This is a genomic window from Prevotella sp. HCN-7019 (assembly GCF_037890215.1).
In the GTDB taxonomy this organism is placed as follows: Bacteria; Bacteroidota; Bacteroidia; order Bacteroidales; family Bacteroidaceae; genus Prevotella.
The window spans coordinates 106,498-131,283 of sequence record NZ_JBBKBO010000006.1 but is presented as its reverse complement, the minus strand read 5'-3'; the positions used below and the strand labels follow the sequence as shown (position 1 = coordinate 131,283).

The 24,786-nt window shown below is 44.1% G+C and carries 16 protein-coding genes and 1 tRNA gene; 14 read left to right on the top strand and 3 right to left on the bottom strand.

Annotated features, from left to right (window positions below; translation table 11 throughout):
* Positions 1 to 2 precede the first annotated feature (2 nt).
* The 8 genes from WKT13_RS09445 (at position 3) to WKT13_RS09410 (ending at position 9,549) form a co-directional block, all read left to right on the top strand.
* A complete protein-coding gene (locus WKT13_RS09445) occupies positions 3 to 662 on the top strand; it encodes a carbohydrate-binding protein (RefSeq protein WP_340323689.1) in 660 nt (219 codons plus the stop codon).
* Between the two features lie 23 nt (positions 663 to 685).
* Positions 686 to 949, top strand: a complete 264-nt coding sequence (locus WKT13_RS09440; RefSeq protein WP_340323688.1) for a hypothetical protein — start codon at positions 686 to 688, stop codon at positions 947 to 949.
* 1 nt (position 950) lies between these two features.
* The gene (locus WKT13_RS09435) at positions 951 to 1,199 is read left to right on the top strand and encodes a hypothetical protein (RefSeq protein ID WP_340323687.1); all 249 of its coding nucleotides are present in this window, start codon (positions 951 to 953) and stop codon (positions 1,197 to 1,199) included.
* A 100-nt stretch (positions 1,200 to 1,299) separates the two neighbouring features.
* Positions 1,300 to 1,854, top strand: a complete 555-nt coding sequence (locus tag WKT13_RS09430; protein WP_340323686.1) for a hypothetical protein — start codon at positions 1,300 to 1,302, stop codon at positions 1,852 to 1,854.
* Positions 1,851 to 2,276 (top strand): lysozyme, encoded by a 426-nt coding sequence (locus tag WKT13_RS09425; protein WP_340323685.1) that lies wholly within the window; start codon positions 1,851 to 1,853, stop codon positions 2,274 to 2,276. The genes WKT13_RS09430 and WKT13_RS09425 overlap by 4 nt, the downstream gene beginning before the upstream one ends.
* An 18-nt stretch (positions 2,277 to 2,294) precedes the next feature.
* A complete protein-coding gene (locus WKT13_RS09420) occupies positions 2,295 to 2,789 on the top strand; it encodes a DUF6808 domain-containing protein (RefSeq protein ID WP_340323684.1) in 495 nt (164 codons plus the stop codon).
* 11 nt (positions 2,790 to 2,800) lie between these two features.
* A complete protein-coding gene (locus tag WKT13_RS09415; RefSeq protein ID WP_340323683.1) occupies positions 2,801 to 7,606 on the top strand; it encodes a phage tail tape measure protein in 4,806 nt (1,601 codons plus the stop codon).
* Positions 7,603 to 9,549 carry a hypothetical protein gene (locus tag WKT13_RS09410; RefSeq protein ID WP_340323682.1) on the top strand — a complete coding sequence of 649 codons (1,947 nt, stop codon included), beginning with the start codon at positions 7,603 to 7,605 and terminating at the stop codon, positions 9,547 to 9,549. Before WKT13_RS09415 ends, WKT13_RS09410 begins: the two co-directional genes overlap by 4 nt.
* Here WKT13_RS09410 and WKT13_RS09405 read toward each other — a convergent pair.
* Both WKT13_RS09405 and WKT13_RS09400 read right to left on the bottom strand, forming a co-directional pair.
* Complete coding sequence (locus WKT13_RS09405) at positions 9,544 to 10,566, bottom strand: tyrosine-type recombinase/integrase (protein WP_340323681.1); 1,023 nt, start codon at positions 10,564 to 10,566, stop codon at positions 9,544 to 9,546. The genes WKT13_RS09410 and WKT13_RS09405 overlap by 6 nt on opposite strands.
* Positions 10,567 to 10,833: 267 nt before the next feature.
* Positions 10,834 to 10,906 (bottom strand) — tRNA-Met (locus WKT13_RS09400).
* 638 nt (positions 10,907 to 11,544) lie between these two features.
* Between WKT13_RS09400 and WKT13_RS09395 the strand changes: the two genes are divergently transcribed.
* The 6 genes from WKT13_RS09395 to WKT13_RS09370 all read left to right on the top strand — a co-directional run bounded on the left by WKT13_RS09395 (position 11,545) and on the right by WKT13_RS09370 (position 21,724).
* Positions 11,545 to 12,138, top strand: a complete 594-nt coding sequence (locus WKT13_RS09395) for a TetR/AcrR family transcriptional regulator (RefSeq protein WP_298620994.1) — start codon at positions 11,545 to 11,547, stop codon at positions 12,136 to 12,138.
* A gap of 38 nt (positions 12,139 to 12,176) precedes the next feature.
* A complete protein-coding gene (gene fabG / locus WKT13_RS09390) occupies positions 12,177 to 12,923 on the top strand; it encodes a 3-oxoacyl-[acyl-carrier-protein] reductase (RefSeq protein ID WP_298620996.1) in 747 nt (248 codons plus the stop codon).
* Positions 12,924 to 13,007: 84 nt separating this feature from the next.
* Positions 13,008 to 13,682: an RluA family pseudouridine synthase gene (locus WKT13_RS09385; protein ID WP_340323680.1), complete on the top strand. Its 675-nt coding sequence runs from the start codon at positions 13,008 to 13,010 to the stop codon at positions 13,680 to 13,682.
* Positions 13,683 to 13,759: 77 nt separating this feature from the next.
* Positions 13,760 to 18,376, top strand: coding sequence for a translocation/assembly module TamB domain-containing protein (locus tag WKT13_RS09380; RefSeq protein WP_340323679.1), 4,617 nt, complete (start codon positions 13,760 to 13,762; stop codon positions 18,374 to 18,376).
* A complete protein-coding gene (tamL, locus tag WKT13_RS09375; RefSeq protein ID WP_340323678.1) occupies positions 18,360 to 20,660 on the top strand; it encodes a translocation and assembly module lipoprotein TamL in 2,301 nt (766 codons plus the stop codon). The genes WKT13_RS09380 and tamL overlap by 17 nt, the downstream gene beginning before the upstream one ends.
* Before the next feature lie 152 nt (positions 20,661 to 20,812).
* Positions 20,813 to 21,724 (top strand): nucleotidyltransferase, encoded by a 912-nt coding sequence (locus tag WKT13_RS09370; protein WP_298621003.1) that lies wholly within the window; start codon positions 20,813 to 20,815, stop codon positions 21,722 to 21,724.
* A 733-nt stretch (positions 21,725 to 22,457) separates the two neighbouring features.
* On the opposite strand, the gene WKT13_RS09365 is transcribed toward WKT13_RS09370, so the two are convergent.
* Positions 22,458 to 24,701 carry an inorganic phosphate transporter gene (locus WKT13_RS09365; protein WP_340323677.1) on the bottom strand — a complete coding sequence of 748 codons (2,244 nt, stop codon included), beginning with the start codon at positions 24,699 to 24,701 and terminating at the stop codon, positions 22,458 to 22,460.
* Positions 24,702 to 24,786 lie beyond the last annotated feature (85 nt).

The window sequence follows — 24,786 nt, the reverse complement described above, 5'->3', positions numbered from 1 at the left end:
GTATGAAATTAGAACAAAGAACGGTAACAACGATTGTGGCTGATGAAGGTAAGTTGCTCAGACGTAAATCTGACGGTTGGGTTGCAGGTGAGCAGCTTACCCTCGGTTACAATTACTATGAGTCAGGTGTAGGACTTGCTGCACCTAAATTGGAAGTTCCGGATGATTATGAGGAGATTGATAAACCGGAAGACTATGAAGAATCTCAGATAATCAATCATGTTGCCCGTATCAGAAACACGCAGAAATTATGGCAGGAAACCTTGGACAGCATCAACACACTGGAACTTTCAGACGACGAATCTTTAGAATTACAAGATTATTTCCCGGAATGGAAAGAAGGTATTGATGTTGAACAGGGTGATAAATATCAGTACAACGGAAAGCTGTATGAGGCTGACCAAAGTCATAAGACTCAAGAAAACTGGGCACCAGGAAGACAGAGTTCATTGTGGCATGAAGTTGGTAAACCAGGACAAGGTACTCTTGAAAATCCTATTCCTTACAATGAGGAACTCAATCCGTTATGGCAGGGTATGATTCTTGAACTGGGTAAATATTACACTCAGTCCGGAGTGGTTTACAAGTGCACAAGAGGCAGTGAAATACCTTTAACTCACAATCTTTCGGATTTGGTGGGTCATTACGTAGAATTAGCTTAATTTATTTCTTTATTTATTTTATTATGAAAGAAAAAGTAATCAGTTTTATCACAAGTAAGTGGTTTAGCCTTATTGTAGGCTTAGTATTAACAATTTTGGTTATGTGGCAGGAGAAGTCATTAGGTGACATGATTAACTCATGGGCACTTGGACTTATAACGTCTTTGCTTTTTGGCTGTCTTGCAGAATGTTTCAGACTTGTAATCATGAAAAAGTTTATTTGGACAAACATTCTGTATTACCTTGGCGGAAGCATTATTGGTATGATAATAATGTTTGCCATGTGACATGGACAAAAACGACATTTTAGGAATGTTGGTCTATTTCTTGACGGCAGTAATATTCGGTGGCGGCATAGCGCTGATATTACTTGCCGTTCATGAGGATAATGACCGATGCCACTACTACAATGGAAAGTGGTCTAAAAAAGATATTATATTAGGATTAATAGCTATATGTTCAGGATTGATATTACGTGTTACGATCTTACAATTTAAATATCCTGGGATAACAATGTTTATTGAATTTATTCAATAGGTATTAAAAGGAGACTACGAAGCCTCCTTTTTGTATTTTTACGATCATTGTCTTTTATTTAATTTCGCATAAAAGACAGACAACGCGCAAAAATATTAAAATGTTAGAACAAACTTTCAATATGAATAGTGGCACACGTGCCTTTACTATCGCTATGATTGGTCAGGAATTTGTACCGATTATATATGATTCGCGCTGGTTACTGGGAGTAATATTACTATGCGTCGTAGCTGATTTCAGATTCGGATGGGGCGAAAGCCATAAACGTTACATGATTGCGAAAAATGAGAATGATAGGATTGCAATGGCTCAATGGAAATGGCGCACATCACGCGCTATCCGAAGAACTATTAATAAGTTGATTGATTATCTGATGTGGGTTAGCATAGGTGTGTTCATCGGTCTCGCACTCTTACAGCCAATAGGAATTCAATATATGATGGGTGGTTGGGCTGCAACATTCATTGCCGTCTTCTGTGAAGGTAAGTCTTTTGTAGGTCACTTTCTCTGGTTGCATGGTATCAATATAAAGAAAACATCAATAAAGGCCTTTCTGAAGGCTTTTGCTGTTTCGTTCGCGAAAAGCAAAAATCCAGAAATAGGAGAGGCTATAGAAGATGGATTTGAAAAAATTAATGGAAAGGAGAAATTATGAAGTCTAGTGACATTTTAATTGACAAATTAAAGGAGTTTGAAGGGCTCAGGTTGAAGTCTTATCAAGACTCTGCTGGTGTATGGACAATAGGATATGGGCATACAAGAGGTGTTAAGCCTGGTCAAATTATAACCGAAAAACAGGCTGAGAGTTTGCTCCGAGGCGATCTTCTCTATTCAGAGAAGTATGTCAATGGTTTAGGTTTTTCATTCTCGCAAGGTCAGTTCGATGCCCTTGTTGACTTTGCATATAATCTCGGTACAGGTAGCTTGGGTAGATCTACACTGCTAAAAAAAATATGTGCTAAAGCTCCCACTTCTGAAATTCAGAATGAATTCAAAAGGTGGGTTTACGCTGGCGGTAAAAAATTACCGGGACTAGTAAAAAGACGTGCTTGGGAAGCTCTGCGATGGGTTGAATAAATTGAAACCTTTTGATATATGAAAATATGTAATTTTTTCATCATAATTGTATCGGCGGCAGTTGGCCTATTTTTAGGACAGCTGCTGTCCCCTTTATTGCCTAATAGTCATAAAGGGGGCATCGATGAGCGCATAATCATCGATACAATACCATACAAGGTGCCAGTACCAGTCGATTCTACGGTCACAAGGTATGTGACTGTTACTTTGCCTATAGTAAGGGACACTCTCTGTGATACCATCACATATGTTGACTCTGTGCATCACGATAGTACAGATGTCGTTTTACCCATAACGCAAATCGAGTATAAGGATAGTACATACCAGGCATGGGTTAGTGGATTCCGCCCACAACTGGATTCAATAAAAATATATCAAAAAATGATAACTAAGACTGTTATCAAAAACGACGGACGCTTCGGAATTGGAATTATGGGTGGATATGGGTTGGGAATATCAGGTCTTTCTCCGTTTGTCGGAGTTGGTTTTTATTATAGGATTTTTAATTTTTAAATAAAATTGCCATGCCCGGGAATAGTCAGGAATTCATTACGATAATCAAGCTTAACTCAGAAGAAGCCAAGAACAATCTTGAGCAGTTGAAGAAAAGAGTCGATGATCTTACAGCTGCTCGGGATAAGGTTCTAGCTGCTAAGGGTGATGTAAGTTTTCTGAAGGGTATCGACAAAGATCTTAAAAAAGCAAGGGCGGAGCTGAAGGCATATGATACAGATATTAATAAGACTATATCTACGATAAACAATTTGTCGAAGGTTTCTGTCGGAGAAATTGAGACAGCCATGCGTGCTATTCGGCGACAATTGAAATTAACGTCAAGTCCAGAGGAATGGCGAGAACTCTCGTCATATCTTGACCTGTGTAAGGAGAGACTCGATGATATAAAGTCTTCGGCAACGCAGACTGACGCTATGTTTGAAAAACTGTCGTCAAGTGGAAGACTTGTTGCTTCTGTAATCAATAATATAGATAATGCATCTATATCGTCACTTGAGGCAGCGCAGGCAACGATTGAAAAGAGGTTGCAGACACTGAACCCAAGTTCCTCTCAATACAAGGAGCAAAATCAAAACTTGCTAAAAATAAAGGCTCGACTGAATGAGATATATGGTAAGCAGAAACTTGTTAATACAGTAATTGATCAATATAATATCGAGCTTGAGAAGGCAGGCCAGCAGACAATGAAGGTTGCAAGTAATACGGAGCTTGTCAATAGGACTCTCAAATCTTTGGATAAGGCATCCATACGAGACCTGCGCTACTCTCTTAAGATAATCAATGATGAGATTAATGGCATGGAGCGCGGTACCGTCGAATTTAAGCATATGACAGCCCAAGCCAAACAATTAAAAACGCAACTCAAGGCTATAAGTGACGAGGGAGCGGCACAAGAATCTTGGATAAACCGATTGGCCGACAGGTTTAACCGATGGCAAACATTAATTTTTTCGGTGATTGCCTCGCTTACCGGCCTTACGTTAACAATGCGCAAATCTACTCAGGATTTTTTGGATATGGACTCGGCCATGGCCAACGTCACCAAATACACCGGGCAGACACAGCAGGAGGTCGAAAAAATGAACGAATCATTTAAAAAAATGGACACCCGAACATCTCGCGAACAGCTTAACGGTTTGGCGGCAGATGCTGGCCGTCTCGGTATAACAAACGAAAAAATGATAAAGGAGTTTGTTGATGGAGCTGATAAGATACGTGTGGCTCTTGGTGATGACCTCGGCGAAACGGCTGTGAGGGACATAGGTAAACTTGCGCAGATGTTTGGAGAGGATGATAAACTTGGTCTCCGTGGCGCTATGCTCGCGACAGGCTCAGCTGTCAACGAGCTGTCGCAGAACTCGTCGGCATCGGCCAACTATATGGTGAATTTTACATCCCGTCTATCGGGTGTAGCTTATCAGGCCGGTATGGCTCAGTCGGAGATACTCGGCCTTGGCTCTGCGCTCGACCAAAACAATCAGGAGGCCGAGACATCGGCGACAGTTTTTTCACAGCTCCTTACAAAGATGTTCCAAGAGCCAGCACGTTTTGCAAAGTTGGCAGGTATTGAAGTAAAGGAGTTTTCGCGCATCCTTAAGGATGACGCCAACACTGCTCTCCTTATGTTTTTGGAGTCGATGCAACAACGTGGTGGTTTTGACGCTTTGGCCCCTATGTTTACGCAAATGCAACTCGACGGAACCCGTGCAGTTGGTGTGCTCTCTTCTGTAGCCTCTCACCTTAACCAAGTAAAAGAGGCTCAGGCCTTAGCGTTCCAGGCCTACAACGAGGGCACGAGTATTATAAAAGAGTTTAATGTGCAAAACAATACCGAGCAGGCAAGGATTGACAAGGCAAAAAAACAATTCCACGACATTTCCGTCGAGCTCGGCGAAAAACTTTTGCCGGTGATGCGCTATGTCGTGACATCGGGCACTCTGCTTGCAAAAGGATTGTACAATCTGATAACTTTTGTCGCTAAATACAGGGGCGAGATTGCGTATCTGGTAACGTCATTGCTCTTGCTCACCGTAACATATAAGGCTGTATCCATCAGTGCCGGACTATGGTATCTCAAAGAAAACGCATTGCTCCTGTTGCACCGTGCGCATAATGTTATCATCAAGGCGCGCGTGGCTCTCATCGGTACGCTGCGTGTCGCAATGGCTCTCTTGACGGGTAACGTAACAAAGGCCGTTAATGCGATGCAGGCGATGAAAGCCGCCAGCCTAACTAATCCTTATACCGCCTTGCTCGCCGTTGTTCTGGCACTTGGTTATGGCATATACAAATTGTATAATTACTTTAAACAAAACAACGAGGAATCTAAACGAAACGCTGAAGCGATACGGCAGATGCGCAACAGTTACAATGACTTAAGGAATATACAGAAAGAGGCTGCATCCAGCAATTCTGCAGAAATCTCACAGATACGCGTGCTTCGGAATGTCGTAGACAATGCCAATAACAGCCTCCGAGAACGCAGAAAGGCCCTTACCCAACTAAAAGGCATTGTACCACAATACCATGCATCTCTTACAGCTGAGGGTAAACTCATTAATAACAATACATCAGCACTTGATGAATATATAAAAAATCTTCGTAAGGCAGCCTTAGCTCAGGCTGCGATGAATAAAGTCGCCGGCTTTGAAAGTGCACTCATGGATAACGCTAATCTTAAGAGTAATCGTGAGCTAAACCAACAGGTGATGCTCAAAAGGCTCAGAGAGAGGGACTTTGATCCACGAACTCAGGAATACCGACGTTATACGACGGGTGGAGGTGGATTTATTAGAGATAAGGAGACCGGCACATTTTTAAAGCATCTTAATGATAAGCAACTCGATGAGTTGGATGCCATTATGAAAACATATAATTACAACATCGAGCGCATTGAAGCATATACAAAAGCTTCAGAAAATATAAACAAACGTATAGACACCGTACTGGATCAAGTTGATAAGCAGGGTGCATCTTTAGTTGATGCCGCCGCATCTACCGGCACACCCACAAGTTCAGCGCCAGCAACATCAAGCGTTGATGATAAGGAACTGAAGAAACAAGAACGTGAACGCGAGAATAGATATAAGAAGGCTCTGAAGGATAGAGAGACAGACCTGAAAACATCATTGATTGCCCTCGATGCGCAATACACATCGGGCGAAATCAAATATACGGAATTTCTTGAAAAAAGATACAAGGCTCTGCTGGATGGTTACGATAAGCAACTGGAGCTGATGCGAAATTATAATAAGGCAGACACCTCGGAATACGATAATGTTATCGCAAAAAAACAGGAGGCTGACGCTGATTATCTTAAGAGTAAAACTGCACTCGACCTAAAGGAACTTGAGCGGCAGAAGACCATTGAGCAGGCAAAAATAAAATCTCAATATAACGATTCGTCTAATGAGATGTATCTCAATGAGACGGCTCTTAACGAAGCTCTGTTTCAAAGCGACATGAATTATCTTAAAAAGAAACAGCTGTTGTACAAAAAGTCGGCCGAAGAATACCATCAGATAGAGTCGGAAATCAACGATGCTGAAGAAAAACATAAACTTGAGCAGGAGATGTGGTATCAGACCACATTCCAAAAGATGCAGCAAGAATATCTCAGACAGAGCTCTGCAACAAGACAGAATATTGAATTAAGAAATCTTGAAGAAATATATCGCAAAGGACTTGTAAGTGAAGAAGAATATCAACAGATGCGTCTCGCTATCATTGCCAAATATTCGGAAAGGGCTAAAACGGAAGAAGAAAAGACGCGTGATGCCGCTAATCTTGCATTGTCTATCGCGAAAGATAGAGTAGGGGTGAGTGATAATAGCACAAACCCTACTAATGCCTTTGCTGCTGTTAACGATATATTCACATCTGTTGAGCAGCAGAAAAAAGTGAATGAGGAATTAAAGAAGCTCTATGAGGAGAATGTGATTAATTATGAGCAATACCAACAGGCTATAAGTATTAACGACGAAGAAAACTGGAAAAGACGATTGCAGAATGCCATTGTAGTCTTAAGCGGCATCAATAATATGTTATCGTCAGTATCATCATATGCACAAGCTTGCGCTGATGCTGAAACCGCTAAGATACAAGCAGAATACGATAAGCAGATAGAGGCAGCGAAAAACAACTCGTCGAAGCGTGAAAAACTGGAAGAAGAACGAGATGAGAAGATACGAAAAGCAAAAAATGCTGCAAACAGAAGAGCAATGCCTATACAGATTGCACAGGCATTGGCAACTACGGCAATGAACGCATTGGCTGCCTATGGTGCTGTTTTGCAGCCACTTCAACCGCATACATATCCTCTTGCTTATGCAGCCGCTGCAGCCGCAACCGCTGCCGGTATGTTGCAAGTCGCAACAATAAAGAAACAGCAGGAGGCACAGAGTGCCGGTTATTACGAGGGTGGTTTTACCGGAGGTAATAACTATCGCCGTGAAGCCGGCGTCGTCCACGAAGGCGAATTTGTTGCAAATCATAAAGCTGTCAACAACTCCGCCATCCGTCCTGCTTTGCAACTCATTGACTTGGCTCAGCGTAATAATACTGTCGGCAGCCTGACTGCATCCGATCTGTCAATGGCATTGAGACAAGGTAATGGCTCTGTTGTCGCAGCACCCATCGTTAATGTGACGACAGATAATGCAGAACTTAACACTACGATTAGTGCCTTGAATGAAGTATTAGGAACGCTCAATGTTGTATTATCTTCCGGAATCCGGGCATCAGTCTCAATCGATGGTACTGATGGTGTCGCTTATAATCTCAACCGCTACAACAGAATGAAAGGTCGAATATGATTGAATTATACCTTAACAAACAGAGGGTCTATACAGACACCTCTCAAGACATTAAGCTGACAAAAGAAAATCCGTTTTTTACACAATCAGGCAGTTATACACTTGATGTAGTACTGCCTATGGATATCCTTGAAAACAGACAGTTTTTCAAGAATTTACAGCTTTTGCAGACATCAAAAAAAACAGAGAAAATGACGGCCACACTTGTTGTCGACAACAATCTGCTACTGTCTGGTTCGGCTGTTGTCAACTCTATATCGGACAAGCAGGTTAAATTACAACTGTTGGGCGGTAACTCGGATGTAAATTTCATCGCAAAGAACGGCGACATATACATCGACGAAATAGACTATGGTGAGATAGAAGTATATGATGGTAAAGGTTACACGTTCGCAGGTGAACGAGGAGGAATACCATACAAAGGATATACCTATATTGCCGGTGAATGGGATTCTTATTCCAAACCAGCAATGGGTGATGTGTCCGAGTATGTCCTGATGCCGGTATATGATGAGTCGAAAGAAGAAATTAAGAATGTGACAAGATTATCTCTTGATAAGGGGGATTCAAAGCCGTACATATACACGCATGGCGATGCAATTATGCCGAATCTGATGATGATAATCCGTAAGGTGGTTGAACACTTCGGGTACAGACTTAGCATTAATGATGTCGATGTATCTCCATGGAATAGACTTGTCATCTGCAATGCGCGTAAGACGCTCATAATTCAGGAAGCCTTACCGCATTGGACGGTTTCTGACTTCCTGACGGAAGTACAGAATTTTTTCAACTGTACATTTGTTTTTAACGAAAGCGACAAGACCGCAGAACTAATAAGCAATATCAGCTACTTCGACAAAGGCATACAAAGCTATGAGCCACTTGATGAATATACATCAGACGTTTCAGACGAAGACGAGGAAAAGACACAGTCGTTAGGATCCTCAAATATTAAATTCGACGTGTCTGATTCCGGCACACACCTTTATGATTGTCTTAGCGATGATGTACTGTCTGGTTATGAGCGGAAAAAATATGATTCGTATGACGAACTACTGCGTGACTTCAACAGCTTGAGCGAGGATGATAAGAAGAAGTATTTTTTCGTTTGTCCGGAAGGATTCTTTATTTATAAGACAAACGATGCGCCTGACGTACCGACGGATTCTGAAGGAGATGGCAGTTTTGGGGGTGGTAGCTCGTCAGGATCATCCGGTGATGACTCAGATGATACCTGGTATATCGGTCAAGTTAATCAGTTCGGAGCAATTATACGAAATGAAAAGATTGACGAATATATCTCACTTAAGATATGTCCTGTCGGAATTACAACTGAACAGATGGCTGGTTATTATGTGGAGGCATCTCCATCAGGTTCAACGGGGCATGGCGCAGTTTATGAAAAAGCATGGGAGACGGAGGTGCAGATGCCATCGTTGAAAAATGAAAAAGGAGATATCCCCACCCGTGATTATACTAAGGTAGTCTGGGCTGGTATATCCGGAACACAAGACATCAATGAGGAGACAACCGCGGAAGATCGTATACAGGTGATGTTCGTAGGTACACAACTACAATACATCAACAAGCCTGGTTATACGGATGCGTCGAAAAAAGTGCCATATCCGATGCCATTCACGGACTATCGTGACAAGGCAATAAATCTTGCAGATTGCGGATATCAGAACGTGCACGACTCTTGGTCGTTGGCATTGTCTAATTGTAGTGCGGATCATTTTCTCGGACAGTTGCATCAGAACAATTATCTCGTTAATACACAGACAGAGATTCAGATACAGTTCGAGACAGATTCCATCCCAGACGTGCGTAAGATTTTCATCTTCAAGAACCGCAGATATGTCTGTGAAAAGCTGGAATTGACTGTCGGAGAGAAAGGCCTAGATAAGCTCGTCAAAGGATATTTCTTCGAAATGCTATAGTGCTCCCTTGAAGTGCTTCGCCTTATCATCGACCCGGCTCGACTTAAGGTATCTGTTGGTAACAGACACATCTGAGTGGCGGGCCTGGTCGCGAGCGATTACGATTCCCTCAGCGTTCGCTAGGTCTCGGATACCGGCATCCTTAAGGCTGTAGAACTGGTATGCCTCCGGAAACCTTAGAGCCGAGCGGACCTTCTTCCATTCCAAACGCAGCTTATTAAAATATATCTGTGTATTTCCTGGCTTCATTCCATCACTAAACAGATAATCTCCGGAAGGGTAATCAAATACATGCTGCCTAATCATCTCCTTTATAAGGACATCATTAAGGGCGACTGTCTGTCCTTTCCGGTTTTTTGAGACCGACGATGATACATATACAGTCTGTTCATTCACTCTTATATCACCAATCTTTATATAGCGCAGTTCATCCGGACGGATAAATGTGTAATATTCCATCATGCATGCAAGATAAAAGGGCGGGTTTTTCTCTCTTAAATAATCGCCGAGCTTTTTAAGGGCTGCTGGTGACAAAGGCTCACGAAACTTGTCTGTTTCGCGTAGCATATGTATATCCTCGACAGGATTGTCTGATATATACAATCTTTCTTTTAGCCATGTGCTTAAAGTGGATAGCCATGTCCTGTAATTGTTACGCGTTGTAGCAGATACGTTGTCGTCAAACATCAGGTAGTCCAGAAAGTCGATTATCAGTTTTTTGTCAAACTGATAAACGTATTTTACCTTGACTGTTCCAACTTCTGAAAGGAACTTATTAAGTTTCTTTAACCGGCTGAGATAATCGATGCCTGTTTTCTTCTTCATCACTCCCTTATCACATTCGGCCGATATATAACTCTTATATCGGTCGAGCACTACGGATAGCTCTGTGTATTGCCTCGTTCTTCCGCCTTGGGTGAATGGATTCCAACCGGCTATCAGTCGTTCGTATATATTATGTATAAGGATAGACGCCATTGCCTCCCGTTCCTTGTGTGTCTTGTAACGATTAAGCATATATTTTTTCCGGCGCATCCCATCTTTGGCCGGATCGAAGGCGAAAAAATCTACATACCAAACTTTTCCTTTATGAAGCTTTGGAAGAGTGAAAGATACTATATCTTTACACGTGAGGCTTTTTGAAGTGTTAAAAAACATTTTTTTTACATTGTCCGGAGAAGCAGCCAATGTAACATTAATATTATTAGATTCCTGATTTTGTCCCGTTATAAAATCGGGAAGTGCCCGAAAACCTATGATATCAGGTGTTTCGGACACTCTTAGTTGCGGAGGCAGGACTCGAACATGCGACCTCCAGGTTATGAGCCTGGCGAGCTACCAACTGCTCCACTCCGCGATGTAATGTTTTGTTTGTTGCAATGTCATTTCTGATTTGCGAGTGCAAAGGTACTGCTTTTTGTTGAATTATGCAAATTATAATGGCATTATTTTTTATTTTTATGCAAAATATCGATATGAGAATAACGGAATACTTAATGCTATTTTACGGATGTTTGTATAGATTCTTTTTCATATTTTGCTGTTTATCAGTGTGTTATGAAAAGCAATAACGTAATTTATTCGTCTGTATGTTCATTATATTCTTGGGGTATACATTCTGTGCAGATCTGTATAAATGTAGTTAATGTCAGCTGCCTCTTTGCCAGATACCATCAGTTTGCTCGTATTATTTAAAATGCATTTCCGACATTTTTTATGTATTTACAGTCATTCCAGGTGTATAATGAAGTTAATGTTTTTCATTTTGTTTTTCTTCTTTTTATACTGTTACAGAGCTTAGCTCTTGGCTCTCATATGTCGTTATAAAACATGTGTCAGCAGTTTTGTCTGCGTTTTCTGTATGATTTAATGCATGTTGGCATAAAAAACATAAAACCGCATATATTTATTTGCATATATAAAATTAATATTTTATTTTTGCACATGTAGTCCAGTATGTGCATACGGATAAAACGAACGAAATAATAATGATGTATGTCAGTATCTAAAACGCGACAGAAACTTGTGGATGTGGCCCGGCAGTTGTTTGCAAAAAACGGAATTGCCAATACGACAATGAATGACATTGCTGTTGCTTCGGGTAAGGGACGCCGTACGCTTTACACATATTTTAATAGAAAGGAAGATGTTTATTCGGCAGTTATAGAGTCGGAGTTGGAACGTCTGTCCGACAAGCTGGATGAGGTGGCTGCCATGAAGATACGACCCCAGGACAAGATAATCAAACTCATTTATACGCATCTCTGCATGATCAGGGAGACTGTAGTGCGCAATGGCAATCTGCGTGCGGAGTTCTTCCGCAATATTTGGATGGTAGAGAAAGTGCGTAAGAATTTTGATGAGGATGAAATAGAACTTTTCCGTAAGGTATATGCCGAAGGTAAGGCAGACGGAGAGTTCGATATAGAAGACGTGGATCTTGTTGCCGACATCACACATTATTGTATAAAAGGTCTGGAAGTACCGTTCATATACGGTCGACTGGGGCACGGCATGACAGAGGAGGCAAGCAAGCCGCTTGTGGCCAAGGTGGTGTATGGTGCTCTTGGGAAAAACACTGCAAAATGACAATTCACAGTATAGTTTATTTATAAATAAAAAGAAAAATGGGACTTTTAACAGGTAAGACGGCTCTTATTACAGGAGCTGCGCGCGGTATCGGAAAAGCAATCGCGCTGAAATTTGCATCAGAAGGTGCAAACATCGCATTCACCGACCTTGTTATTGACGAGAACGGAAAGGCTACAGAGGCTGAGCTTCTGGCGCTGGGCGTCAAAGCAAAGGGATATGCAAGCAACGCTGCAATCTTCGGTGAGACAGAAGAACTCGTGAAGAAAGTACACGAAGACTTCGGCAGCATCGATATCCTCGTGAACAACGCAGGTATAACCAAGGACGGTCTGATGATGCGTATGACAGAGACACAGTGGGACGCAGTTATCGCCGTTAACCTCAAGTCGGCGTTCAACTTCATCCACGCCTGCACACCTATCATGATGCGTCAGAAGAGCGGTTCCATCATCAATATGGCATCTGTTGTAGGAGTTCATGGCAATGCCGGACAGAGCAATTACGCTGCCTCAAAGGCTGGTCTGATTGCACTTGCAAAGAGTATCGGACAGGAAGTGGGCAGCCGCGGCATACGTGCCAACGCCATCGCTCCGGGCTTTATCGACACTGCTATGACACAGGCTCTGCCAGACAACATCCGTGCCGAGTGGATCAAGAAGATCCCACTGCGCCGTGGTGGAACAGTTGAGGACATCGCAAATGTTGCTACATTCCTCGCATCCGACATGTCTTCTTATGTTACCGGTCAGGTAATACAGGTTGACGGCGGTATGAACATGTAATTGCTGACACACTCATTATGCATGATCCGTAAGATAGACGCTGGACGCATCTTATGGATTGTGCATAAATATTTATTATAATAAATGAAGGTTTTATACGAAGACAATCATATCATCGTTGTAAACAAGGACAGCGGAGAGATAGTGCAGGGTGATAAGACCGGCGATACGCCGTTGTCGGAGACAGTTAAGGAATACATCAAGGTCAAATATAATAAACCCGGCAATGTGTTTCTCGGTGTTGTCCATCGCCTCGATCGTCCGGTGTCGGGCGTTGTGGTGTTTGCCAGAACATCGAAAGCATTGTCACGACTCAACGAGATGTTTCGCAATGGTGATGTCCATAAAACCTATCTGGCGCTTACTGCCGGCCGTCCTCCGAAAACAATGGATATACTTACCGGCTGGCTTGTGCGCAATGAAAAACAGAATAAAAGCTATTGCTACGACCACGAGGTGCCCGGTTCGAAGAAGGCGGTGTTGTGCTATAAAGAAGCCGGCCACACAGACAATTACACATTGCTGGAGGTGGAGCTGAAGACAGGGCGCCATCATCAGATACGCTGTCAGCTTGCTTCAATAGGATGCCCTATAAAGGGCGACCTCAAATATGGAGCGCGACGCAGCAATCCGGACGGAAGCATATCGCTCGTCTCGGCCAATATCACATTTGTACACCCCGTATCCAAACAGCCTATGAGCTTCGATGCCATACTTCCGGATGAGCCGTTGTGGCGTGGAATAGTGCGCAAGGACTGATGCGGCCCTCCGGACTGTACTTGTGCGACAAATGCCTCTGAATACGATGTCCCCGACTTACAGACAAAGACATGCCAATGAAGAAAATCTTTAAAAGGATACTGATAGTTTTGCTCATACCGGTCATGATGTTTTTCATTGTGGCTGTGCTCTTGTATATACCTCCGATTCAAAACTGGATTGTAAGGCAAGTCGTATCTTCTGCGTCGGAAAAAACAGGTTTTGACATAGCTGTCGACAATGTACGGTTGGCATTTCCACTCGATCTGAGCGTCAATGGTGTGAGCGTTTTGCAGCCTGTTGACTCGCTCTCAAATAAGAAAGACACCATCGCAAGTGTACGCAATATTATTGTGGACGTGAGACTTCTGCCATTGTTCAGAAGTCAGGTCGAAATTGATCGCCTTAGTTTGAGTGATGTCATTCTCAATACAGCCGGACTTGTTGAGAGTGCACGCATACGCGGAACGCTCGGTTGTCTTGAGCTTATGAGTCATGGCATAGATCTTAATAAGGAAACTGTGCGTATAAACGATGTGTCTCTCGCCGATGCTGTTGTGGACGTGGCATTGAGTGACAGTGTGCCCGAAGATACCACTAAGAGCGAGAATTTCTGGAAAATATGTGTCGACAATCTTGACATATCGCGCACTTCTGTCACTGTGCACATGCCAGGCGATACGCTTCGGGTATCTGCTTACATGGACAGTATGAATGCCGGAAACGGCAACTTCGATCTTCATGACGGCAAATATACTGTTGGACGTTTTGGCTGGAAGAACGGAAAAATTACCTACGACAATAAATTTGAGAAGCCGGTGGCCGGTCTTGATTACAATCACATAGCGCTTTCCGGCCTGAATCTGTCTGTAGATTCAATTTATTATCATGATTCTGCATTAAGCCTTCGAATGAAGGAGTGCGCTTTTTACGAGAAGAGTGGCATACGTCTGAACGAACTGAGTGGATCCGTTTCGCTTGATTCTGTCCGACTGAAGGTACCTGATTTCCGCCTGCGCACGAGTGAATCATCATTACGTGCACGTGCAGATGTAGTGTTCAATGCTTTGTCTGGCAAATCAGCAGGCAAACTCAATGTCTTGCTTGATGCTTCGTTTGGTAGGCAGGATTTGTCACGTTTTATGGCTTCTATGCCTTCCGCCTTCATGCGTAGTTGGCCAAATTATCCGCTTACGCTGAAAGCTTCAGTGACAGGCAACATGAAACGTGCGAGTCTTGACGGTGTCGTAATCAATCTTCCTACGGCTTTCAGTGTGAGCGGTAAGGGACGGTTTACGAATATAAATGATAACAAGAAATTCGGAGCAGACCTTAACATGAAGGCCAAGACATATAATATGGACTTCGTGACAGCTTTTGTCGGCAACCCTTCACTGCGCATTCCAAAAGGCATATCCATTGACGGACGTCTTATGGCCAGAGGAACAAAATATGATGTGGATGTTGTAGCATCTGAGGGGGGCGGAAAACTGAAACTGTCGGCGGCCATGAATACAGATGGTATGTCTTACGAAGCCAAGGCCGAAGCCGATAAATTGAACATAAGTCACTTTCTGCCATCTCTGGCTTTCAAACCGTTCTCCGGCAATATCAGTCTTTCTGGAAAGGGTACGGATATTCGTTCTTCACGCACACGTTTGAATATTAATGCAGACGTGTCTGATTTTGTTTATTCAAACTACGATCTCTCGGGCATGACATTCACTGCCAGTCTGGATAAAGGCAAGGCTCGCGCAACTCTTGACAGTCATAATAAGTTGCTTGACGGAAATGTGGCTCTTGACGCTATGATGAGTCATAAGAATCTGCAGGCAAATTTGTTGTGTGACATAAAGAATATCGACCTTTACAGACTTCAGGTGTTCGATGTTCCTGTGGATTTGTCTTTAAATGCGGACATTAATTTTGCAACCAATTTCAGAAAGAATCACAGTGTAAGCGGAAGCATACGCAACATTGCTCTGACGGACAGTGCGCGTGTATATACGCCGGAGGATGTACTGATAAGAGCATTCACCCGCACCGACTCCACTTTGGCTATAGTGAAAAGTGGTGATTTCGATATGATGATAAGTGCTTCTGGTGGTTATGAGAAACTTATGCGCAATGGTAAGGGGCTCTTGGGTGAGATTGGCAAACAGTTGAAAGAGCGTTATATCGATCAGGTGCGGTTGCGTGAATATTTCCCGCATATGAGATTCCATTTCTGTGCCGGCCGTAACAATTTCTTCAGCCGTTCGTTGAAGAAGTTCGGCTATGACATGAAACATGCGCAGATGGATTTACGTTCATCATCGTTTGATGGAATAAATGGAAACATTGCGGTCGATTCGCTTGTTGTTTCAGGTGTGCGGCTTGATACAATAAGGTTTGCTGTAAATTCTGATTCAGTCCAGACTGATTTTAATGGACAGGTTCGCAACGGACCGGGAAATCCACAATACGTGTTCAACACTCTTTTCCGTGGAGCATTATATGAACGTGGTGTCTATTTTGGCGTACGCATGTACGACGACAAGGACAGGGTGGGTGTGTCCATCGGTCTTGATGCGGCAATGGCAGAAAATGGAATCCGTATCCGCTTTGGAAGCAAAGGAACGCCAATACTTGGTTTCAAACCGTTTGAGATAAATAAGGACAATTATCTGTTGTTTGGCGACGATCGGCGCATATCTGCAAATCTCAGTCTCAGGGCCGAAGACGGCATGGGTATCCGTGTTTACACAAACGACAGTACGGAAGCTCTGCAGGACATGACCGTGGCTTTGGTCAAGTTCAATCTAGAAGAAGTGCTTTCTGTGATACCATATATTCCGAAGATGTCCGGAATAATGAACAGTGACTTCCATATTGTGAGCACGGTTGATGAGAAAAATATTTCATCGTCTGTCACTATAGATGATTTTGTGTATGAAGGGAACCGCATAGGCAATATTGCGAGTGATTTTGCATATATGCCCAAAGAGGACGGCAGCCATTATGTTGATGGATTCCTGTCTTGTGATGATGTGGAGATTGCGACGTTGAAAGGTAATTATAATTCGACTGGTAATGGTTATCTTAATGCAGATCTTACCTTGAGCCGTGCCCCGCTTCGTGTTATCAATGGTTTCATACCCGATCGCACTTTCGGTCTTAGAGGTTATGCCGGAGGAAACTTGTCTGTTAAGGGTTCTTTATCATCGCCGGTTATAAACGGTGAGGTGAGGTTTGATTCGGCTTATGTCGTAAGTGTCCCTTATGGTGTCAAACTGCGTTTTGATGAAACTCCTGTTGCCATATCAAAGAGTCATCTTGTTTTCGATAAATACAAGATGTATGCTCAGAATAACAGTCCGCTGTCGCTTACCGGATATTTCGATTTCTCAAATATGAGCAACATGTATCTTGATCTTGGTGTCCAGGCAACCAATTATCTGCTCATTAATGCAAAGGAGAACAGACGCTCCGAGGCTTACGGCAAAGCTTATGTGAATTTCTATGCAATGCTCAAAGGCTCTCTTGAAAGTATGCAGGTGAGAGGTCGACTTGATGTGTTGGGCTCAACAGACATGACATACGTTCTGCGCGATTCGCCTTTGTCTACTGACAACCAACTCAATGATCTTGTTAAATTTGTCAATCTCAACGACTCCACTGAGGATGTTGTTACGCGACCTCCACTGACTGGTGTTGACATGGACCTGACCATGAACATTGACGAGGGCGCGCACATAATGTGTGCATTGAATGCAAGCCATTCTAACTATGTCGACCTGATAGGCGGTGGCAATCTGCGTATGCAGTACAATGCTGTTGACAACCTGCGTCTTACTGGACGATATACTCTGAGCAATGGAGAAATGAAGTATTCGCTTCCGGTAATCCCGTTGAAGACATTTGTCATACAAGATGGCAGTTACATCGAGTTTATGGGCGATCCTATGAATCCGAAGCTCAATATCACGGCAACTGAGCAGACAAAGAGTAATGTCTCCACTGATGGCGGAACAGGCCGAAGCGTACTGTTCAATTGTGGTGTTGTCATTACCAAGACGCTTAATGACATGGGACTTCAGTTTATCATTGATGCTCCGGAAGACCTGACCATCCATAATCAGCTTCAGACCATGTCGGAGGAAAACAGAGGCAAACTTGCCGTGACAATGCTTACCACTGGTATGTATATCGCCGACGGCAACACAAGTTCATTCTCAATGAACAACGCATTGAGCGCCTTCCTCAACAGCCAGATAAACTCAATATCAGGAAATGCTCTGCGTACGCTCGATCTGAGTTTCGGTATGGATAATACTACGCTCAGCAGTGGACAGGTGCAGACGGATTATTCGTTCAAGTTCTCCAAACGTTTCTGGAACAACAGACTTAATATTGTCATTGGTGGAAAGGTGTCCACCGGAGCCGAAGTAGAAGATCAGAACGATACGTTTTTTGATAATGTGACATTCGAATATCGTCTCAGCCAGAACTCAAACAAATATCTCAAGTTATTCTATGAGCGTGACAGCTATGATTGGCTGGAAGGATATGTAGGCAAATATGGCGGAGGTTTCATGTGGCGACGCAAGTTACAGCGCCTCACAGACATATTCAGATTCAAAAGCAAGAGCAATCAGGAGATAAAGACACCGAAGGATTCGGTTACAGTAAAGAAAGATGAAAATAACAAATAGTTTCTCATTATACATCATTCTGATAATATCGGGAGTGTTTGCGTCGTGCTCAAGTACAAAGAACATCCCCGAGGATGACCAGTTGTTTGTAGGTCTGACGAAGATAGAATATAAGAACTACGAGAAGAACGACCATTTTGTGGCTGTTCAGGAAGAAGTTGAAGCCGCACTCGCCACCGCTCCCAACGGTGCATTGTTCGGCAGTTCCTACTATCGCTCGCCGTTCCCTTACGGTTTGTGGATATGGAACTCTTTCTCCAAATCGCGCTCTGTTTTTTCAAAGTGGATAACCAAGTCGTTCGGAAAACCGCCGGTGCTTATGAGTTGGGTAAATCCGGAACTGCGTGCCAACGTGACCAGAGAATTGCTCCGTGCTAACGGTTACTTTGACTCAAGTGTTGAATATAATGTCATCACGCAGAAGAATCCAAAGAAGGCGAAGATAGGTTATACTGTCAATCTTGGTCGTCTTTACAGAATTGATTCTCTCAGATATGTCAATTTCCCGCAGCGTGCTGATTCTCTGATACGTGCCACAATTGGTGAGACACTTATACATCCGGGCGACCCGTTCAAGGTTTCGACACTCGATGCCGAGCGTACACGACTGAGCAATGTGTTCCGCAACAACGGATATTATTATTATCAGCCGGGCTATGCGTCATATCTTGCTGATACTATCTCTGTTCCAGATACGGTGCAACTGCGTTTGCAGTATGCCGACAGTGTTCCTGCCAATGTGCGCCGCAAGTGGTATATAGGTAAGGTGAACCTCGAATTGCGGAAGGACTATATGGAAGAACTCAGTGACTCTCTCGAGCACCGATACTTCACAGTACGGTTCAATGGTCGGAAACCACCACTCCGCACGCGTGTCATACTGCGTGATCTGAAATTGCGTCCGCGCAAGCTCTACAGCTACGACGACTATCTGCAGTCTGCCAACAAGATAACCGGTACAGGACTTTTCAGTTATGTTGATTTTAAATTTACTCCCCGTGATACTACCTTAAGGTGCGATACGCTTGACCTTACGCTAAGTTGTGTGTTCGACAAACCTTATGATTTCTATGTGGAAGCCAATATGGTGGGGAAGACGAGTGGCAAACTTGGTCCGGGAGCAGTGATCGGTATCAGCCGTCGTAATGCTTTCCGTGGCGGTGAAAAACTTGATATCAACATCAATGGATCGTATGAATGGCAGACCGGACATAACGCTGACGGCAGCAGTTCGGAGATGAATTCGTATGAATATGGCGCCAATGTTTCTTTGGAAATACCACGTCTGCTGCTTCCTTTCTGGAGTCGTGTGCGCTGGTACAACACGCCTTCCACAATTCTGAAGGCTTCGTCGAGCGTAATAAACCGCTCGGGATATTTCAAGAGACATATTGTCTCAGGTGAGCTGACATACAATTTCCAACGCACGGCAACGTCTGTCCATCAGTTCAGTCCGCTTATCCTGCAGTATGAATACATGACACGCATGACGTCTGCCTTCTCCGACATACTTGAAGAGAACCCTTATCTGCTCGTGACGATGGCTGATCAGTTTGTTCCGAAGATGCGTTACACATACACATATTCAAGTCCGACAAACTATCGTAGTCCGATCTACTGGCAGGTGGTGGTCAGCGAGGCTTCCAATCTGCTTTCGTTGGGATACATGATGGCAGGCAACAAATGGAACGAGAAGTCTAAACAGCTGTTCAAGAATCCGTATGCACAGTTCTTCAAGATAGAGACCGACTTCAGAAAGACATGGGCAGTGGGCGATCACAGCCAGCTTGTCGGTCATGTGAGTGCCGGATTTATATGGTCGTACGGCAACTCCGTGAGCGCACCCTACAGTGAGCAGTTCTATGTGGGAGGTGCCAACAGCATAAGAGCCTTCAACGTGCGCAGCATCGGTCCCGGTGCATACCACACCGACAGCGAGCACGCATCATATATGGATCAGACCGGTGACATCAAGTTGCAGGCTAACCTTGAATACCGTTTCCGCCTGTTCGGCAATCTATATGGAGCGACATTCCTCGATGCAGGCAACGTATGGGCTCTGCGTGATGACGGTTATCGCACAAACTCTGTGTTCAAAGTGAAGAATCTGCTCAAGGAAACTGCGCTTGGCACAGGTGTCGGTCTGCGCTACGATCTTGAGTTCTTCGTGTTGCGTTTGGACTGGGGTGTCGGTCTGCATGTGCCATACAAGAGCGGTTTCTACAACATCTCTTCGTTTGGTGACGGACAGAGTCTGCATTTTGCCATCGGCTATCCGTTCTGACGGTTGTCGGTAGGCATTATGACAGCGTGCGGGAACAGAGTGGTCTAATCATGTTTGATGACGCCAAAAAACTATGCTGCACGTTTCGTATTCTCGTTCTTATTTGCTACTTTTGCAATCAGAATTATTAACAACATAAATAAAAACTTATTATGAAGCCTACATTATTACTTCTTGCAGCTGGTATGGGCAGCCGCTACGGTGGTTTGAAACAGCTGGACGGTTTAGGACCGAATGGTGAAACAATCATGGATTATTCCATATACGATGCCATCAAAGCCGGATTCGGCAAGATCGTGTTTGTAATCCGTAAGGATTTCGAGCAGGACTTCCGAGAGAAGATTCTTTCCAAGTATGAAGGCCACATCCCGGCCGAACTCTGTTTCCAGTCACTCGAGGATCTGCCTGAAGGATTTTCAGTGCCGGAGGGTCGTGTTAAGCCGTGGGGTACAAACCACGCCGTGCTCATGGCCAAGGACATCATCAAGGAACCGTTCTGCGTTATCAACTGCGACGATTTCTACAACCGTGATGCATTCCAGGTGATAGGCAAGTTCCTCTCCGAACTGCCAGAGGGTTCTACAAACAAGTATGCTATGGTGGGCTTCCGTGTAGGCAACACACTGTCTGAGAACGGTACCGTGGCACGCGGTATCTGCTCAAAAGATGCTGATGAAAACCTCACAACTGTAGTGGAGCGCACAGAGATAATGCGTGTGAATGGTCCTGTATGCTACAAGGACGAACAGGGTGAGTGGGTTGCTGTTGAGGACAACACACCTGTATCAATGAACATGTGGGGATTCACTCCTGATTATTTCGAACACAGCGAGGCTTACTTCAAGGAGTTCCTTTCTGATCCGAAGAACATGGAGAACCTCAAGGCTGAGTTCTTCATCCCGCTGATGGTGAACAAACTCATCAACGAGAATACTGCTACTGTTAAGGTGCTTGATACAACCAGCAAATGGTTCGGTGTGACTTATGCTGCCGACCGTCAGTCTGTTGTAGACAAGATTCAGTCGCTCATCGACGAAGGCGTTTATCCTTCAAAACTCTTTTAACAACCCATTGTCTGGCGGTCGCGTCGATATGTTGTGGCCGTAAAGACTGTGAAATAAATATCCGTGATACATCCAGAGGGTGTGTCACGGATTTCTTTTATTCTGATAGTCAGAAATACGGCATGTCATAATATGTGTCTTGCGCGACCACGTTTTGCACTTTCTGTACTGTTTTCCGGAATGTTATGGTGCGGAATATTCTGGTTTTTCAGTTCTCATTCACTTTTTCCTGTTTGTATGAGAATCTATATTAATTGTTGTAAGTTTCTGATTGTCAGCTTTTTATCTTTGTCTATCTAAAAGACGCAGTGTCTGTATTGATTCAGAATGTGCTTTTTCGGCTTGCGAAAGAGCCTGTTTGAGGGGCTGAAACGGCCCATTTCATGCCCTAAAACAGCCTGTTTCGCACCCTGAAACGGGCTGTTCCGTAAGCCCATAAAGCCTATTTTGCAGCGGTAGGATTTACTTGTCGCATGTTTGTTGTATTGTTGAGGCCGTACAGTATTGGCAAAAGGGCCTTCGGGTATGGTTGTCGTCTTTTTCCGGATACAGTTCTATTGACGACTGTGTGGTGTATAAAAGTACAATTTTGGGGTGATGCTTTGTATTCTTATGACATGCATACGGATAAAATAAGTCCGTAATTCACGGTGGTGTGTGTATAAAAAAGCACGTCTGAAATCGGTCTGACCGACTCCGGACGTGCCTGGTTTATGTTGCAATACAGATATTGTCAGTTCACAATGAACTTCTTGGCTGCTCTGAGCTGATGGCGCATATTGCTGAGCAACTGCTGGCTTTCCTGCAGAATGTTCAGATATACGAGCGATACTTTGAAGTTCTCGTCATCACTCTGCTGTATGCGGTTGATGTGCTGCTTACGTACGCTTGAGAGCAGATCCTTGCATGCGTCGGCACTCTCGAGCACTTCGCGGTAGTTGTCATACTGTCCTGTGGAGATGATGTTCTCGGTCTGCTGCATCAGATCGTTGATCTTTTCGCGTATTGGTCTGAACTCGTTGACGAACACTTCCGGTATCGGGTTGAAGCTGTTGTCCACATGTTCCTTAATAGGTTCGAGCATGCGTCGCAGACAGTAGATGTACTGTTCGGAAGAGTTGATACCGAGGTGGAACCATGTGTTGCGTTCTATTGCAATATCACTTGGTACGCGGCGCAGGGCGAGCAACTCCTGACGGCGGTATTTCTTCAACTCGTCCTTTTCACTTCTCAATTCGCGCTGTACGTGGCGCAGCAGACTCGGCTTCTCATTTTCAAGTCCGTCTATAATCTTGTTGAACTGTTCGATAGTGAAACGTGCAACGAAACTCTGAGTCTTGCTCACGTGTTTGTTGAGCAGATCCAATACTATTTCCGGATCGCGTGAACGCATCATCAGACGGAACATGTCGCCCTTTCCGCTCTCTTTCTCCTTCTTTGCATACTGACGGTTGCTGCGTATGAGGAGGAAAATCACAAGAGCCATGAATGCCACCTGTACTATGATGCCGCCGTAGAACATGAGCAGACATACTATAGCACATGCTGCGAAGGCTGCTCCGGCTGTTATGAACCATCCACCGATAACGCTCAGCACTCCGGTCACACGGAATACAGCGCTCTCGCGGCTCCATGCGCGGTCGGCAAGACTTGTACCCATTGCCACCATGAATGTGACGTAAGTTGTAGAGAGCGGCAGTTTGTAGTTTGTACCTATGGTGATGAGCATTGACGCCAGTACGAGGTTCACTGCTGCACGTACGATATCGAAAGCGGCACCTTCGCTCAGTTCGGCCTCGTTCTTGTTGAAACGGCTGTCAATCCAGAGTTTGAGTCTTTGTGGCAGGAACTGCTTGATCACTGAGTCGGCATCCTGTGTGGCACGTACTATGCTGCGTGCTGCGCGGCTTGTACCGAACATTTCGTCTCCTTCATCCTGACGTGACAGGTCCACGCTGGTCTTTATCACGTTATGTGCTTTCTTGGATGTAGCCATAGCGACAATCATTATCACGCCTGCGGCAATAAGATAGAGAGGCGGAGTCTCTGCACTTTCCATGAGCGAAGTCATGAGATAGGCGGTAGGTGCAGTTCCGTTGGCGTTGGCCATGTAGTCGTTGTATGAGTCGAGACCGGCAAGAGGCACACCTATGAAGTTCACGAGGTCGTTGCCTGCGAATGCCATTGCCAGTGCGAAAGTACCCATGAGAACCACAAACTTGAACACGTTGATGCGCAGCAGGTGGAACACTTCCATGACGATTGTCGAACCGATGAATGTGTATACGAGCAGCATTGAGGTGTTGGCTGTTATCCAGTCACGTGTGCTTGCGTCTATATAATGTGATTTGCCGAGTCCTTTAAGGAAAATAAAGTAGGCGAGTGCGGTGAAGGCTATGCCGCCGAAGATAGCTATTGTGTAGCGGCTGTGCTTCTTATAATTGAATGTGAAGATTATACGTGATATCCATTGTACCAGAATACCGAAGAAGAATGCTATGGCAACGCTGACGAATATTGCTATGATGACGCTCAGAGCTTTGTCCGTGTTGAGCAGATCTCCGTAGCTCAGAGAGCCGTCGCCTATCATCTTTATGGTGGCCAGTATGAATGTTCCTCCCAAAAGCTCGAATACGAGAGATACTGTGGTTGAAGTAGGCATGCCCAATGTGTTGAACATGTCGAGAATGATTACGTCGGTAACCATGACCGCCAGGAAAATGGTCATCACTTCGTTGAACGAATAGTTGTTTGGACTCATGATTCCATGACGGGCCACGTCCATCATTCCCGATGACATGACAGCACCAACAGCCACTCCCAATGATGCGATGATCAGTACCGTACGGAATTTTGCCACCTTGGCTCCGACGGCACTGTTGAGAAAATTCACGGCATCATTGCTGACACCCACAAAAAGGTCGAATACTGCCAGACATAGCAGAAAGACAACAATACATAGATAAATTGTTTCCATACAAATTATAAAAATGTCATATATGTTTTTTCAGGTTGCAAATTTATATTCGGCATATTACAGGTTTTTTAAACACATGTTACAA

Excerpts from the sequence above, each read along its gene's own strand:
- WKT13_RS09445 (WP_340323689.1), top strand. The coding sequence starts at position 3 with ATGAAATTAGAACAAAGAACGGTAACAACGATTGTGGCTGATGAAGGT.
- WKT13_RS09440 (WP_340323688.1), top strand. The coding sequence starts at position 686 with ATGAAAGAAAAAGTAATCAGTTTTATCACAAGTAAGTGGTTTAGCCTT.
- WKT13_RS09435 (WP_340323687.1), top strand. The coding sequence starts at position 951 with ATGGACAAAAACGACATTTTAGGAATGTTGGTCTATTTCTTGACGGCA.
- WKT13_RS09430 (WP_340323686.1), top strand. The coding sequence starts at position 1,300 with ATGTTAGAACAAACTTTCAATATGAATAGTGGCACACGTGCCTTTACT.
- WKT13_RS09425 (WP_340323685.1), top strand. The coding sequence starts at position 1,851 with ATGAAGTCTAGTGACATTTTAATTGACAAATTAAAGGAGTTTGAAGGG.
- WKT13_RS09420 (WP_340323684.1), top strand. The coding sequence starts at position 2,295 with ATGAAAATATGTAATTTTTTCATCATAATTGTATCGGCGGCAGTTGGC.
- WKT13_RS09415 (WP_340323683.1), top strand. The coding sequence starts at position 2,801 with ATGCCCGGGAATAGTCAGGAATTCATTACGATAATCAAGCTTAACTCA.
- WKT13_RS09410 (WP_340323682.1), top strand. The coding sequence starts at position 7,603 with ATGATTGAATTATACCTTAACAAACAGAGGGTCTATACAGACACCTCT.
- WKT13_RS09405 (WP_340323681.1), bottom strand. The coding sequence starts at position 10,566 with ATGCTTAATCGTTACAAGACACACAAGGAACGGGAGGCAATGGCGTCT.
- WKT13_RS09395 (WP_298620994.1), top strand. The coding sequence starts at position 11,545 with ATGTCAGTATCTAAAACGCGACAGAAACTTGTGGATGTGGCCCGGCAG.
- fabG (WP_298620996.1), top strand. The coding sequence starts at position 12,177 with ATGGGACTTTTAACAGGTAAGACGGCTCTTATTACAGGAGCTGCGCGC.
- WKT13_RS09385 (WP_340323680.1), top strand. The coding sequence starts at position 13,008 with ATGAAGGTTTTATACGAAGACAATCATATCATCGTTGTAAACAAGGAC.
- WKT13_RS09380 (WP_340323679.1), top strand. The coding sequence starts at position 13,760 with ATGAAGAAAATCTTTAAAAGGATACTGATAGTTTTGCTCATACCGGTC.
- tamL (WP_340323678.1), top strand. The coding sequence starts at position 18,360 with ATGAAAATAACAAATAGTTTCTCATTATACATCATTCTGATAATATCG.
- WKT13_RS09370 (WP_298621003.1), top strand. The coding sequence starts at position 20,813 with ATGAAGCCTACATTATTACTTCTTGCAGCTGGTATGGGCAGCCGCTAC.
- WKT13_RS09365 (WP_340323677.1), bottom strand. The coding sequence starts at position 24,701 with ATGGAAACAATTTATCTATGTATTGTTGTCTTTCTGCTATGTCTGGCA.